We start from the raw sequence: 14,356 nt of genomic DNA on the forward strand, positions 1-14,356 counted from the left end.
CGGCCCCGACCCGGAACGAAACGCCCACATCGTCGGCGCGATCCAGGTCGTCCACGAGTTCCGCTGAGGTCCGCCGGATTCCGCCGGGGCCCCCTCCTCAGTCCGCCGAGCGGGACCAGCCCACGGCCTCGATGCGGGACGCGTCCGAGGGGCGGTCCTCGGCGAAGAGCAGGGCGGCCGGTTCGGCCACCCGGACGACGTCCACGTAGATCCCGCGCCCGACGTAGCGCCCGGTCGCGGAGTGCCGCAGGCGCAGACGGACCTCGCGGCCCGCCCAGGCGGTGAGCGGGGCTTCCAGGCGGTGCCAGATGCGGCCCGACCAGCCGGCGACGGCGCCCTGCGGCCACTGCTCGGGGGCGCCGCCCGTGGTGCGGACCGTACTGAAGGGCAGCGGCTCCCAGACCGTCCCGTCCGCCGAGGCCTCCAGGTGCAGGGCGCCCGCACCGGGCACCGTGTCCCACCACACCGCGCAGCGCAGCCGGGCCCGCGCGGTGGCCGGGGTCAGCGGCGGCAGGGTGAGGGTGCCCGAGCCGCCCGTCTCCATGCCGGAGTACCAGGCCGGGCCGCCGTGCCGGGTACGGACGGGCACGGCGCGCGCGAACCGGTTGCCGGTCGCCACCCGGGGCGCGCTGCCGGCCCGCCAGGTCCGTACGGGGTGCACGGAGTTGCCGAGCAGGACCAGGAAGGAGTCGGTGGAGGGGTCCAGCACCAGGGAGGTGCCGGTGAAACCGGTGTGGCCGGCGGAGTGCGGGGTGGCCATGGCGCCCATGTACCAGTGCTGGTAGAGCTCGAAGCCGAGGCCGTGGTCGTCGCCGGGGAAGGCGGTGTTGTAGTCGGTGAAGAGCAGTTCGACGGAGGCGGGGCGCAGGATCCGGCGGCCCGCGTAGACCCCGCCGTCGAGCAGGGCGCGGGAGAGGACCGCGAGGTCCCAGGCGGTACCGAAGACGCCCGCGTGGCCCGCGACCCCGCCGAGGGCGTACGCGTTCTCGTCGTGGACCTCGCCCCAGACCAGCCCGCGGTCCAGGCCCGACCAGGGCGGGCGCTGCACCTCGGTGGCCGCGGTGACCCGGCGCCAGGAGAGCGGCGGGTTGTACCGGGTGCGGTGCATCCCGAGCGGAGCGGTGATCTCGTCGTGGAGCAGGACGTCCAAAGTGCGGCCGGTGATCCGTTCCAGGAGCAGCTGGAGGGTGATGAGGTTCAGGTCGGAGTACCGGTAGACCGTCCCGGGAGTGTCCTGCGGCCGCACCGACCACAGCAGCCTCAACTGCCCCTCACGGGTGGCCTCCTTGTAGAAGGGCGCCCACGAGCGCAACCCCGAGGTGTGCGTGAGCAGCTGCCGGACGGTGATCGCCTCCTTGCCGCCCCCGGTGAACTCGGGCAGGTAGCGGTCCACCGGAGCCTCCAGCTCCAGCTGCCCCCGCTCCATCTGCTGGACGGCGAGGATGGAGGTGAACAGCTTGCTGAGCGAGGCCAGGTCGAAGACGGTGTCCTCGGCCGCCGCGATCCGCTCGGCGGCCGGGAACTCCTTCGGCCGGTCGGTGCGGCCGTCGTAGTCCGCGTACCGGACCGCGTCGCCCATGGCCCGGTGCAGGGCGACCGTACGGCCCCGCCCGGCGAGGACCACGGCCCCGGCGTAGTAGGGGTGTTCGGGGGAGGGGCCCAGGAAACGCCGGGCTTCCTCCGCCACGCCCTCCAGGTGCCGCTCCAGCAGCCCGGCCTGACGCGCGGAGCCGTACCGCAGCCGCAGCCCCTGCAGGGCGCGCCGCTCGGCCGGCCCCCCTCCGGCGGCCCCGGCCGGGGCACCCGGCAGCGCGGCGTGCAGCACGAGCACCCCGCCCAGCGCCAACAGCCGCGCCCCGAGCCGCCTCCGGCTCGGCCCGCCACCGCCACTCACCCCCGCGCCGCCGAAGCCCGTACCGCTGAAGCCCGTACCGCCGAAGCCCGTACCGCCGCCCGCCGCAGCCCCGTCACCGCTCATGTCCCGGCCCTCCTGTTCCTGCCCGCGCACGCTACTGGGTGTGTGCCCGCCCACCGCGCACCCTCCGCACCGCCCGGCCGTCAAAGAATCTGACACAGCATCAGAAAATCTCTTCCCTAGCCCGCCGCCCTGCGGCATCCTCACGCCCATGGAGACGGAGCTGAGCAAGAAACTGGGAGTCGAGCACGCCATCTTCGGCTTCACGCCCTTCCCGGCGGTCGCCGCTGCCATCACCCGCGCGGGCGGCTTCGGCGTCCTCGGAGCGGTCCGCTACACCGCTCCCGACGACCTCAGGCGCGACCTCGACTGGATGCAGGCGCACACCGACGGCAAGCCCTACGGCCTCGACGTGGTCATGCCCGCCAAGAAGGCCGTCGACGGCGTCAGCGAGGCCGACATCGAGGCGATGATCCCGGCCGGGCACCGCGAGTTCGTCCGCGAGACCCTCGCCAAGCACCACGTACCCGAGCTGGCCGAGGGCGAGGCCTCCGGCTGGCGGATCACCGGCTGGATGGAGCAGGTCGCCCGCAACCAGCTCGACGTCGCCTTCGACTACCCCGTCAAACTCCTGGCGAACGCCCTCGGTTCCCCGCCCGCCGACGTCATCGCGCGCGCCCACGACCACGGCGTCCTCGTCGCCGCCCTCGCCGGCAGCGCCCGGCACGCCCGCCGCCACGCCGAAGCGGGCATCGACATCGTCGTCGCCCAGGGCTACGAGGCCGGCGGCCACACCGGGGACATCGCCACCATGGTCCTCGTCCCGGAGATCGTCGAGGCCGTGGCCCCGCTCCCCGTCCTCGCCGCCGGAGGCATCGGCAGCGGCGAGCAGATCGCCGCCGGACTCGCCCTCGGCGCCCAGGGGGCCTGGCTCGGCTCCCTCTGGCTCACCACCACCGAGGCCGACCTCCACTCCCGCGCCCTCACCGCGAAACTCCTCGCCGCCGGCTCCGGCGACACCGTCCGCTCCCGCGCCCTGACCGGCAAGCCGGCCCGCCAGCTGCGCACCGAGTGGACCGACGCCTGGGACGACCCGGACGGCCCCGGCGCGCTCCCGATGCCCCTCCAGGGCCTGCTCGTCGCCGAGGCCGTCTCGCGGATCCAGAAGTACGAGGTCGAGCCGCTGCTCGGCACCCCCGTCGGCCAGATCGTCGGCCGGATGAACACCGAACGCAGCGTCCAGGCCGTCTTCGACGAGCTCACCAGCGGCTTCGAACGCGCCATCGACCGCATCAACCGCATCGCCGGCCGGGCCTGAACCCCGCAGGCCCGAGGGAGGACCGCAAGCCTCATGAGCGACCAGCAGCACACGCAGCGCCCCACCGGGTTCTGGGCCCAGGCGGCCGCCGACCCCGACCGCACCGTCCTGGTCACCCCCGAGGGCGAGGAATGGTCCGCCGGGCGCCTGCACGCCGACGTGAACCGCCTCGTCCACGGGCTGCGCGCCGCCGGAATGGAGACGGGCGACGCCTTCGCCGTCGTCCTCCCCAACGGCGTCGAGTTCTTCACCGCCTACCTCGCCGCCTCCCAGGCCGGCTTCTACCTGGTCCCGGTCAACCACCACCTCGTCGGCCCCGAGATCGCCTGGATCGTCTCCGACTCCGGAGCCAAGGTCCTCCTCGCCCACGAGCGCTACGCCGAGGCCGCCACCGCCGCCGCCGAGGAGGCGGGCCTGCCCGAGGCCGGCCGCTACGCCGTCGGCGCCGTCCCCGGCTTCCGCCCGTACGCCGAACTCCTCGAAGGCCAGCCCGCCACACCCCCCGCCGGCCGCACCCTGGGCTGGGTGATGAACTACACCTCCGGCACCACCGGCCGCCCGCGCGGCATCCGCCGCCCGCTGTCGGGCCGGCTCCCGGAGGAGACGCACCTCGGCGGGTTCCTCGGCATCTTCGGCATCCGCCCCTTCGACGACAACGTCCACCTCGTCTGCTCGCCGCTCTACCACACCGCCGTGCTCCAGTTCGCGGGCGCCTCCCTGCACATCGGGCACCCCCTGGTGCTGATGGACAAGTGGGGCCCGGAGGAGATGCTGCGCCTGATCGACCGGCACGCCTGCACCCACACCCACATGGTCCCCACCCAGTTCCACCGCCTGCTCGCCCTCCCGCAGCAGACGAAGGAGGCCTACGACGTCTCCTCCATGCGGCACGCCATCCACGGCGCCGCGCCCTGCCCGGACCACGTCAAGCGGGCGATGATCGACTGGTGGGGCCGGTGCGTGGAGGAGTACTACGCGGCCAGCGAGGGCGGCGGCGCCTTCGCCACGGCCGAGGAATGGCTCAAACGGCCCGGCACCGTCGGCAAGGCCTGGCCGATCAGCGAACTGGCCGTGTTCGACGACGACGGCAACCGGCTGCCGCCCGGCGAACTCGGCACCGTCTACCTGAAGATGAACACCGGCGGCTTCAGCTACCACAAGGACGAGGGCAAGACCCGCAAGAACCGCATCGGCGACTTCTTCACCGTCGGGGACCTCGGCCTGCTGGACGAGGAGGGCTACCTCTACCTCCGCGACCGCAAGATCGACATGATCATCTCGGGCGGGGTCAACATCTACCCCGCCGAGATCGAGTCCGCCCTCCTCACCCACCCGGCGGTCGCGGACGCCGCCGCCTTCGGCATCCCGAACGACTCCTGGGGCGAGGAGGTCAAGGCCGTCATCGAGCCCGCCGAGGGCTTCGAGGCGGGCGAGGCCCTGGCCGCCGAGATCCTCCACCACTGCGAACGGCAGCTGGCCGGCTACAAGCGCCCCAAGTCGGTGGACTTCATCGAGACGATGCCGCGCGACCCCAACGGCAAGCTGTACAAGCGCCGCCTGCGCGACCCCTACTGGGAGGGCCGCGACCGCGCCGTGTGAGCCCGCGCCCGGTTCCCGGCGTGCCCGGTCAGACGCCGACGGCCCCGTCGATCCGCTCCCGCAGCAGATCGGCGTGGCCGTTGTGCCGGGCGTACTCCTCGACCATGTGCAGCAGCACCCAGCGCAGCGAGACCACCCCGAGCCATCCGTCACGGCCCTCGACGTCCAGGTCGGGGGCCCGCGCGGTGAAGTCCTCGGCGAAGGCGACCTCCTCGCGCCAGGCCCGCCACGCCTCCTCCACCGCCGCGGGCCCGGCCACCGCGCCGTCGAAGTCCCCGTCCGGATCGGCCCCCGAGGAGAAGCGCGCCGGCACCTCCTGCCCGTCCAGCACCTGACGGAACCAGCGGCGCTCCACGTCGGCGAGATGGCGCACCAGGCCGAGCAGCGAGAGCGAAGACGGCTCCACCGACCGCCGGGCCAACTCCGCACCCAGCCCCGCGCACTTCAGCTCCAGGGTCGCGCGCTGGCCCGCCAGGACCGACAGGAGCAGGGTCCGCTCGTCCCCGGTCACGGGCCCCTTGAAGCGCCGCTCGCCCGCCTCGCCGGCCCATATCCCTGCTCTTCGCGTAGGACTCGTCATGGCGAGATCATCAACCATCCCGACGGGGCGGGGGAAGCCCCCGGCCCCGGGGGCCGCAGAGCCCGCCACGCCCGGGGGTTTCGTGAGAAGCGCCACGCCAGAGCCCCGGAGGCGGTACTTGCGCCGCACCAAAGGGGTACTTCTGGCAAGTTGGCTGATATGAGTACGGCTACCCGCAGATCCCCCCTGACCGACTGGACCGTCCTGGTCCCCGTGGTGGCGCTGGTGGCGCTCGCCCTCAGCTGGGGCAGGGACCTGCCCTCGATCGCGGTGGCGCTGGTGTCGCTCTGCCTCGCCGGGGCGGTCCTGGCCGCCGTCCACCACGCCGAGGTCGTGGCCCACCGGGTCGGCGAACCCTTCGGCTCGCTGGTCCTCGCCGTCGCCGTCACCGTCATCGAAGTGGCCCTGATCGTCACCCTGATGGCCGACGGCGGGGACAAGACCGCCTCCCTCGCCCGGGACACCGTCTTCGCCGCCGTCATGATCACCTGCAACGGCATCGTCGGCCTGTCCCTGCTCGTCGGAGCGCTCCGCAACCGGGTGGCCGTCTTCAACGCCGAGGGCTCCGGCGCGGCCCTCGCCACCGTCGCGACCCTCGCCGTACTGAGCCTCGTCCTGCCCACCTTCACCACCAGCAAGCCCGGACCCGAGTTCTCCACCGCCCAGCTGACCTTCGCCGCCGTCGCCTCCCTGGCCCTGTACGGGCTGTTCATCGCCGTCCAGACCGTCCGCCACCGCGACTACTTCCTGCCCGTGGACACCACGCCCGCCACCCCCGAGGGCAAGGCGGCGGCAGCAGCCGCCGCCGAGGACGCCGGCCACGCCGACCCGCCCACCTCCCGGGCCGCCCTCGTCAGCCTCGGCCTGCTGCTCGTCGCACTCGTCGCCGTCGTCGGCAACGCCAAGGCCGTCTCCCCGACCATCGAGGCGGGCGTCGCCCGCGCCGGACTGCCGAACGCCGTCGTCGGTGTGATCATCGCCCTGCTCGTACTGGCACCCGAGACCCTGGCCGCCGTCCGCGCCGCCCGCCGCGACCGCGTCCAGACCAGCCTCAACCTCGGCTACGGCTCCGCCATCGCCAGCATCGGCCTGACCATCCCGGCCATCGCCCTGGCCTCCATCTGGCTCACCGGCCCGCTGCTGCTCGGCCTCGGCCCCATCCACATGGTGCTGCTCGCCCTCACCGTGGTCGTCAGCGCCCTGACGATCGCGCCCGGCCGCGCCACCCTGCTCCAGGGCGGCGTACACCTCGTCCTGCTGGCCGCCTACCTCTTCCTCGCCGTCAGCCCGTGAGGGCGGGGCCGGGAACTCCCCGGCCCCGCCACACGGTCAGCGGCGCTCGCGCGCCAGGACCACCTTCAGCCGGGGCGAGGCCAGGATGTCCCGCTCGCAGAACCGCGAGGTGACCCAGCGCTCCTGCGAGAACAGCCGCGTCTGGTCGGCGAAGAAGGGCGAGACCGGGTTCGAGGACTGGCCGTACGTCAGGACCGTACGCGCCACCGGGCAGCGGCTGCCGTCCCAGCCGACCGCCTGGATGTGGCTGGAACCGTGCGCGACCTCCGTGTATCCGCCGGCCGCGGCGTTCCAGGGCGCCTCGATCTTGTTCCAGACGCCGAGCGCCTCGGTGCCGCCGCCCACCGGCAGCCGCTCGCCGCCGCGCACCACGAACTGGTGCGCGCCCAGCGGGGCGTCCAGGGCGATCCCCGCCGCGCGCAGCTCGGCGACCGCGTCCGCGAGGGCCCGTCCGATGCCCGGGGCCGCCTGGTTCAGCGTACGGGGCGTGCCCACCGGATCGGCCGGTGAGAACGGCACCAGCCACAGGGACCCGGCCGGGGTGGACGCCGTCAGCTTCCGCCAGAACCGGTCGAACAGCAGCGCGCCCCGGCTGGTGGTGTCGGCGGTGCGGTCCCAGCGCGCCAGCACCGGGCAGGCCGCCGAGACGTCCACCGCCGCGCCGTCGCTGCCGGCCGCCGTACCGCCGGGCAGAGCGGCGCAGGCCTTCGCCGCGTCGGCGGCCGCCAGGTCACCGGCCGGGACCCGGTTCGCGTACTGCTGCCCCTGGAGGTCGGCCACCGTGAGCCGGCCCCGCGCGGCCATCGCCGACACGTCCTCCAGCGCCCCGCGCGTCCGCACCGAACGCGGGGTGCCGACGGTGCCCCAGATCCGCTCGTAACCGGTCAGCGGCCGCTCCGCGTTGGCCAGCCAGGCGCTGTCGTTGGAGTTCTCGGCGTACGGGGCGTCCCGCAGGGCCGGAGCCCGGCCCGGCCCGAACACCCCCGGCTGCACCGCGTCCGGGTCCGAGCCGGTCGCGCAGTCCGCGCGCGAACCGTCCAGCACCGCCAGCCCGGACGCCGGGTACGTCGCCCTGCCCAGCGGGGTGGAACAGCGGGCCGCGAGCTCGTCGGTGATCCGGGGGAGCACCTGGGACTGCGTGAAGAGGGTGCCGCCCGCCGAATCCGCGGCGACCGTGTTCACCCAGGGCAGCCCCTGCGTGCGCGCCAGGGCCTCCTGGATCCCGGCGACCGAGCGGGCCCTGCCCAGGGCGAGGGCGGAGTCGGAGCCGCGCAGGTTGAGGGCGTTCGGGTCGGCCAGCGCGTAGGCGGTGGCCGCCGTCCAGGGCAGGGGCAGCCCCGGGCCGAGGTTCGAGACGACCGGCCCGTACCGCGTCCACCACTGGCTGCGGGTGACGGCGGGCCCGCCGCCCGCCACCGGGACGCTGACCTTGCGTTCCGTCATCCTCTCCGGCTTGCCGTCGACCAGGTAGGCGGTGGGGTCGGCCGGGTCGAGGACGAGCTGGTGCAGGTTCAGCGGGGTGCCGGTGGCCACCGTGTGGCTCCAGGCCACCTTCTCGTTGAAGCCGATGTTGACGACGGCGGTGCCGAGCAGGGAGCCGCCCGAGACGTTCAGCTCGCCCGGGATGGTCTGCTGCGACTGCCAGAACCGGCGCCCGCCCTGCCAGGGGTAGTGCGGGTTGCCCAGGAGCAGCCCCCTGCCGCCCGCGGTCGTGGACCCGGCGAAGGCCACCGCGTTGGAGCCCATGTCGTAGCGGGCGGTGTCGAACAGCTGCCGTGCGGCCTCGGCGGCCGCGCCCGGATCGACGTCCTGTCCGGCCGGGCCGCCCGAGCCGTCCTGTCCGTCCGTGCCGTCCGTGCCGTCCGTGCCGTCCGGCCGGCCGACGGCCCGGGCGGGCGGCTGCGCCGCCGCGATCCCGTCGACGGCGCGCCCCTGACCCCCCAGGACCGACACCGCGAAGCCCCGCGCGGCCACGTCGGTGGCGGTGACCGGCCGCACCCAGGCGGCCCCCGCGCACGCCGGGTCGGTGATCCTGTTCTGGGCCAGCCAGGCGTTGTACCCGGCCGCCCAGCCCCGCATCAGCTCGCGCACGTCCTTGCTCGGACCGGCCGGGGCGGGCGTGGCGAGCAGCTTCTCCACCGTCCCGGAATCCCGTACGCCCTTGAAGTACAGGTCGCTGGAGAGGTTCTTCGCGGCCGAGGAGAGCGAGCCGTCGGGCGCCGCGTCCGGGCCGAACCAGCGCGAGCGCTCCCCGGAGACCGTCAGGAACCCGTCGGCCAGCACGCACACCTGGTCGGCGGCCTGGGCCCAGCCGGTGCCGAACCCCAGGTGCGCGTAGTCCCGCGCCAGGATGTGCGGGACGCCGTTCTCGGTGTACCGGATCACCGCCGACAGGCCGCCGCCGGACGGCGCGGAACCCGGATCACGGGCGGTGGCGGCCTCGGCCTGCGGTATCGCGGCCGTGGCGGCGAGCAGTGCGGCCCCGGTGAGCGCGACCCGGCGCAGCAGCGGGCGGGTGCGGCGGCGGCCATCGGACGATCGCAACGTACCTCCCAAGTGGCCTGCCCGGCAGGCCTGTTCGGCCCCACGGCAGGCTGCGTTCGCGTGTCCCCACACTCACGCAGGCGGCCGACGCCCTGTCAACATGCCGTCGGGCATCCACCGCCCGCGCGCCGATATTGACCTTGGACACCGGGCGGGGCGAGGATCGCGCCATGACGGCAGTGCGGGACAACACGGTCGACGGACTCCTGCGGGACAGCGCACGGCGGGTGCCCGACCGGGTCGCCGTCCGCTACCGCGAGCGGACCTGGACGTACGCGGAACTCGACCGGGCAGTGACCACCGGCGCCGCCGTCCTGCGCGAGCGGTACGGACTGTCGCCCGGCGACCGGGTCGCGGCCTTCGCCCACAACTCCGACGCCTACCTCATCGCCTTCCTCGCCTGCGCCCGCGCCGGGCTCACCCACGTCCCCGTCAACCAGAACCTCACCGGCGAGGACCTCGCGCACATCCTCGGCGACTGCGCGAGCGCCCTCGTCCTCGCGGACCCCGACCTGACGGACAGGATCCCCGGGGGGCGGGCCGTACGGGCGCTGCGCGACGCGCCGGGATCCTTCCTGGCGGAGCTGGCCGAACCCCTGCCCTTCGAGGCCGCCGCGGACCCGGGCGCGCTGGTGCAGCTGCTGTACACCTCCGGCACCACGGCCCTGCCCAAGGGCGCGATGATGACCCACCGGGCCCTCACCCACGAGTACGAGAGCGCGATCGCCGCCCTCGACCTGGCCGAGGAGGACCGGCCCGTCCACTCCCTGCCGCTCTACCACTCGGCGCAGACGCACGTCTTCCTCCTGCCCTACCTGGCGGTCGGCGCGCGCAACACCATCCTCGACGCCCCCGTCGCCGAAGAGGTCTTCGACCTGGTGGAGGCGGGCGAGGCCGACAGCCTGTTCGCGCCGCCCACGGTGTGGATCGCGCTGGCCAACCACCCGCAGTTCCCGGACCGGGACCTGCGCGCCCTGCGCAAGGCCTACTACGGGGCCTCGATCATGCCGGTCCCGGTGCTGGAACGGCTCCGCTCCCGGCTGCCCGGCCTCGGCTTCTACAACTGCTTCGGGCAGAGCGAGATCGGCCCGCTGGCCACCGTGCTCGGACCGGGGGAGCACGAGGGGCGGATGGACTCCTGCGGGCGGCCGGTGCGCCACGTCGAGGCCAAGGTCGTCGACGAGGACGGCGCGGACGTGCCGGACGGCACGGCGGGGGAGGTGGTCTACCGCTCACCGCAGCTGTGCCTGGGCTACTGGAACGACGCCGAGGCGACGAAGAAGGCCTTCCGGGACGGCTGGTTCCGCTCCGGGGACCTCGCTGTGCGGGACACCGACGGGTACTTCACCGTCGTCGACCGGGTGAAGGACGTCATCAACTCGGGCGGGGTCCTCGTCGCCTCCCGGCAGGTCGAGGACGTGCTGTACACCCACCCCGGGGTGGCGGAGGCGGCCGTCGTCGGACTCCCCGACGAGCGGTGGATCGAGGCCGTCACGGCGGTGGTGGTCCCGCGCGGGGAGGTGACCGAGGCGGAGCTGATGGAGTACGCCCGGGAGAAGCTGGCCCATTTCAAGGCCCCGAAACGGGTCCTGTTCGTGGCCACCCTGCCCCGCAACGCCAGCGGCAAGATCCTCAAGCGCGAACTCCGCGCCCGCTTCGCCGAAGGCTGAGCGGGCGCGGGCTCAATCCCCTGTGTGGCAACGGAGTTACCGGTACCGCGCGGTGATCTGGTCACCCGGCCGGGGGCTGTGGCCGGCCCGGTCCCGGATCACGGGACGGGGGTTCGGGGCCGCTGTCGTCGGCGGGCAGGAGTCCGGTTTCGCGCAGGCGCCGCAGGACGAGGTGCTCGTGGAGCAGGCGCCCCACCAGCGCTCCGCCGTAGACCACGAACCCGACGCCGACCAGCCAGGACTGGACGACCAGCAGGGTCCCGAAGGGGCCGTACGTGACGGCGTTCGAGGCGATCAGCGGGGAGAACACCAGCTGCGAGAACACCCGCAGGCCGAGCAGGCCCAGGCTGGTGGCCACCGCGCCGGGCAGGAGGGCGCGCCAGCGGACCCGGCCGCCGAGCAGTAGCCGGCCCGAGGTCCAGAAGAACAGGCAGGTGCCGGCGATGTCGCCCGCGGTGCCGAGGATCGTGCCCGGGGCGTCGTCGGAGGGGGCGGGGATCTCGACCAGCAGCGCGAGGTAGCAGACCAGCATGGCCAGCCACACCACGTGCCGCCACATGGTGTGCCAGCGGGCGGTCGGCAGGTCCCACACCTTCTCGTAGCCGGTCTGCACGGCGGAGCCGAAGGTCAGGCCGAAGACCGCGAGGGCCGCCAGCCCGAAGGCGGTGGTCCGCTCCAGCGCCAGGTCCGCCGCGCTGAACAGCATCTCGACCCGCGCCCGGGAGGATTCCGTCACCCCGAGGGCCTGCCCCAGCCAGCGGCCGAAGCCCGAACCGCTGCCCGGCGCGGCCGCCGCCACGACCACCAGCAGCGGCACCAGGGTCAGGAAGCCGAGGGCGGCGAAGCCCATCGCCCGGTGCATCAGCTCGATCTCCCGGCCACGGCTCCAGGCCAGCCCGGCGGGGGAGCCCTGGAGCCGGTCGTAGAGCCGCCGGAGGAACGAGGTCACGCCTCATGGACTACCCGGACGGGCCGACGGACTCCCGGAGGCAGGCCCGAAGTGAGCCCGAAGGGGTGGTTCCACCCTCCCGCCGGCCCTCCCGCCGGCCCTCCCGCCGGCCCTCCCGCCGGCCCTCCCGCCCGGCCCTCCCGCGCTGCCCCGCCCGGGGGCGCCGCCGTTCCCTCCCGCCTGCCCGTCCTACCCGGGCTCGCGGAGGTCCCGTACCCGCTTGATCTTGCCCAGCGAGCGCTCCAGGGTCTCCGGTTCCACCACCTCCACCCCCACCGACACCCCGACGGACTCCTTGACGGCCCGCGCCAGCTCGGCGGCCGCCTCCCGGCGCCGGCCGGCATCGGCCTCCCGGCGCGCTTCCACCCGTACGGTGAGGGCGTCCATCCGGCCCTCCCGGGTGAGCCGCAGCTGGAAGTGCGGGGCGAGGCCGTCGGTGCGCAGGAGGATCTCCTCGATCTGCGTCGGGTAGAGGTTCACCCCCCGCAGGATGATCATGTCGTCGGTGCGCCCGGTGACCTTCTCCATCCGGCGGAAGGCCGGCCGGGCGGTCCCCGGCAGCAGCCGGGTCAGGTCCCGGGTGCGGTAGCGCACGAGCGGCATGGCCTCCTTGGTGAGGGAGGTGAAGACCAGCTCCCCCGGTTCGCCGTCCGGCAGCACCGCGCCGGTCAGCGGATCGATCACCTCGGGGTAGAAGTGGTCCTCCCAGATGTGCAGGCCGTCCTTGTGGGAGGCGAACTCCTGCGCCACACCGGGGCCGATGACCTCGGACAGGCCGTATATGTCCACGGCGTCGATGCCGAGGCGCTCCTCGATCTCCCGGCGCATCTCCTCGGTCCACGGTTCCGCGCCGAAGATTCCGGTCCGCAGGGAGGTGGAGCGCGGGTCGATGCCCTGACGCTCCATCTCGTCGAGCAGGGTGAGCATGTAGGACGGCGTCACCATGATCACTTCCGGCCGGAAGTCCTGGATCAGCCTGACCTGGCGGTCGGTCATGCCCCCGGAGGCGGGTACGACCGTACAGCCGAGCCGTTCTGCGCCGTAGTGGGCGCCGAGGCCGCCGGTGAACAGGCCGTACCCGTAGGCGATGTGCACGATCTGGCCGGGCCGCCCGCCCGCCGCGCGGATCGACCGGGCGACGACATCGGCCCAGGTGGAGAGGTCGCCCTCGGTGTAGCCGACCACCGTCGGCCGGCCGGTGGTGCCGCTGGAGGCGTGCACGCGGCGCACCTCGGAGCGGGGGACGGCGAACATCCCGAAGGGGTACTCCTCGCGCAGGTCCGCCTTGGTGGTGAAGGGGAAGAGGGAGAGGTCGGCCAGGGAGCGGCAGTCGTCCGGGTGCAGCCCGGCCTTGTCGAAGGCCCGCCGGTAGAAGGGCACGTGCTCGTAGACCCGGTGCAGGGTGGCCCGCAGCCGCTTCAGCTGGAGGGCCGCCAGCTCGTCCGCGCTCAGCCGCTCGCCCTCGTCCTGTACATCCGCGTACGCCCTCATGTCGTCACCCCATCACCGGAAACCCTCGCCAACCGAACGTTCATTCGGTAGATTGCCGGACCCCGCCCGGTAAATCAATGACTCGAACGAGTGATCGTCTGTTCTGATGGCGCCCATGCCTGCCTTCACCACCTATGACGGAACCGCACTCGCCTACCACCTCGAGGGGGAGGGCGAACCCCTCCTCTGCCTCCCCGGCGGCGCCATGCGGTCCTCGGCCTACCTGGGCGACCTCGGCGGCCTGTCCGCCGGGCGCCGGCTGGTCCTCCTCGACCCGCGCGGCACCGGCGGCTCGGCGGTCCCGGCGGACGAGTCCACGTACCGGGTCGACCACCAGGTCGCCGACGTCGAGGCGCTCCGCGTCCACCTGGGCCTGGAGCGCGTGGACCTCCTCGCCCACTCCGCCGGGGCCAACCTCGCCATGCTGTACGCGGCCGCGCACCCCCGGCGGGTCCGCCGGACGGCGCTGATCACCCCCACCGCCCGGGCCGTGGACCTCCCCGTCACCGCCGAACAGAAGCTGGAGGCCTGCCGGCTGCGGGCGGGAACCGAGCTGTACGACCGGGCCGTCGAGGCCTTCGCGCAGATCCTCGCCGGGGCCGACACCGACGAGCTCTGGGACCTGGCCGCCCCCCTCTTCTACGGCGACTGGAACGAGGCCGCGCGGGCCGACTACGCGGCGGGCGCGCACCAGCAGAACGCGAAGGCGGCGGCGGCCTTCGCCGGTCCGGGCGCCTTCGATCCGCCCGCCACCCGCGCCGCCCTGCGGCAGGTCCACGGCGAGGTGCTCGTCCTCGCGGGCGCCCTGGACAACAACCCGCCGCCCGCCCTGGCGGGCCGGATCGCGGAGCTCTTCCCGAACGGCACGACCGACGTCCAGCCGGGCGCCGCGCACTTCCCCTGGCTGGACGACCCCGCCCGGTTCGCGGCCCGCGTCGAACGCTTCCTCGCCACCGGCGCCTGAGCGGCGGCCTCCCCGCCGGGGGCGTACGGTCGT

General features: G+C 74.0%; 10 protein-coding genes. 5 read left to right on the plus strand and 5 right to left on the minus strand.

The features are described 5' to 3' along the window. Positions 1-97 precede the first annotated feature (97 nt). Positions 98-1,978, minus strand: coding sequence for a serine hydrolase (locus OOK31_RS14465; RefSeq protein ID WP_267012914.1), 1,881 nt, complete (start codon positions 1,976-1,978; stop codon positions 98-100). Between the two features lie 148 nt (positions 1,979-2,126). On the opposite strand from OOK31_RS14465, the gene OOK31_RS14470 reads away from it, so the two are divergent. Further along, positions 2,127-3,233, plus strand: coding sequence for a nitronate monooxygenase family protein (locus OOK31_RS14470; RefSeq protein WP_267012915.1), 1,107 nt, complete (start codon positions 2,127-2,129; stop codon positions 3,231-3,233). Positions 3,234-3,266: 33 nt separating this feature from the next. After that, positions 3,267-4,832: an acyl-CoA synthetase gene (locus tag OOK31_RS14475; RefSeq protein WP_267012916.1), complete on the plus strand. Its 1,566-nt coding sequence runs from the start codon at positions 3,267-3,269 to the stop codon at positions 4,830-4,832. 28 nt (positions 4,833-4,860) lie between these two features. Here the strand turns inward: OOK31_RS14475 and OOK31_RS14480 are convergent, their stop codons facing one another. After that, positions 4,861-5,412, minus strand: a complete 552-nt coding sequence (locus OOK31_RS14480; RefSeq protein WP_267012917.1) for a DinB family protein — start codon at positions 5,410-5,412, stop codon at positions 4,861-4,863. 159 nt (positions 5,413-5,571) lie between these two features. Between OOK31_RS14480 and OOK31_RS14485 the strand changes: the two genes are divergently transcribed. Beyond that, a complete protein-coding gene (locus OOK31_RS14485; protein WP_267012918.1) occupies positions 5,572-6,705 on the plus strand; it encodes a calcium:proton antiporter in 1,134 nt (377 codons plus the stop codon). Between the two features lie 36 nt (positions 6,706-6,741). Here OOK31_RS14485 and OOK31_RS14490 read toward each other — a convergent pair whose 3' ends face one another. Then, a complete protein-coding gene (locus OOK31_RS14490; RefSeq protein ID WP_267012919.1) occupies positions 6,742-9,249 on the minus strand; it encodes a penicillin acylase family protein in 2,508 nt (835 codons plus the stop codon). Between the two features lie 170 nt (positions 9,250-9,419). Between OOK31_RS14490 and OOK31_RS14495 the strand changes: the two genes are divergently transcribed. Then, on the plus strand, positions 9,420-10,919 hold the full coding sequence (locus OOK31_RS14495; protein ID WP_267012920.1) for a fatty acyl-CoA synthetase: 1,500 nt from the start codon (positions 9,420-9,422) through the stop codon (positions 10,917-10,919). Positions 10,920-10,980: 61 nt separating this feature from the next. Here OOK31_RS14495 and OOK31_RS14500 read toward each other — a convergent pair whose 3' ends face one another. Together OOK31_RS14500 and paaK are read right to left on the minus strand one after the other, a co-directional pair. Beyond that, positions 10,981-11,868 carry a YhjD/YihY/BrkB family envelope integrity protein gene (locus tag OOK31_RS14500; RefSeq protein WP_267012921.1) on the minus strand — a complete coding sequence of 296 codons (888 nt, stop codon included), beginning with the start codon at positions 11,866-11,868 and terminating at the stop codon, positions 10,981-10,983. Positions 11,869-12,057: 189 nt separating this feature from the next. Next, a complete protein-coding gene (gene paaK / locus OOK31_RS14505) occupies positions 12,058-13,359 on the minus strand; it encodes a phenylacetate--CoA ligase PaaK (RefSeq protein WP_267012922.1) in 1,302 nt (433 codons plus the stop codon). A 115-nt stretch (positions 13,360-13,474) separates the two neighbouring features. Here paaK and OOK31_RS14510 point away from each other — a divergent pair, with 115 nt between their 5' ends. Then, complete coding sequence (locus OOK31_RS14510) at positions 13,475-14,323, plus strand: alpha/beta fold hydrolase (protein WP_267012923.1); 849 nt, start codon at positions 13,475-13,477, stop codon at positions 14,321-14,323. The last annotated feature ends 33 nt before the right edge of the window (positions 14,324-14,356 follow it).

Source organism: Streptomyces sp. NBC_00249, from assembly GCF_026342355.1.
In the GTDB taxonomy this organism is placed as follows: domain Bacteria; phylum Actinomycetota; class Actinomycetes; order Streptomycetales; family Streptomycetaceae; genus Streptomyces.

Bases quoted from the DNA above. Each gene is read 5' to 3' on its own strand.
- OOK31_RS14465 (WP_267012914.1), bottom strand. From the start codon at position 1,978: ATGAGCGGTGACGGGGCTGCGGCGGGCGGCGGTACGGGCTTCGGCGGT.
- OOK31_RS14475 (WP_267012916.1), top strand. From the start codon at position 3,267: ATGAGCGACCAGCAGCACACGCAGCGCCCCACCGGGTTCTGGGCCCAG.
- OOK31_RS14485 (WP_267012918.1), top strand. From the start codon at position 5,572: ATGAGTACGGCTACCCGCAGATCCCCCCTGACCGACTGGACCGTCCTG.
- OOK31_RS14495 (WP_267012920.1), top strand. From the start codon at position 9,420: ATGACGGCAGTGCGGGACAACACGGTCGACGGACTCCTGCGGGACAGC.
- OOK31_RS14510 (WP_267012923.1), top strand. From the start codon at position 13,475: ATGCCTGCCTTCACCACCTATGACGGAACCGCACTCGCCTACCACCTC.
- OOK31_RS14470 (WP_267012915.1), top strand. From the start codon at position 2,127: ATGGAGACGGAGCTGAGCAAGAAACTGGGAGTCGAGCACGCCATCTTC.
- paaK (WP_267012922.1), bottom strand. From the start codon at position 13,359: ATGAGGGCGTACGCGGATGTACAGGACGAGGGCGAGCGGCTGAGCGCG.
- OOK31_RS14480 (WP_267012917.1), bottom strand. From the start codon at position 5,412: ATGACGAGTCCTACGCGAAGAGCAGGGATATGGGCCGGCGAGGCGGGC.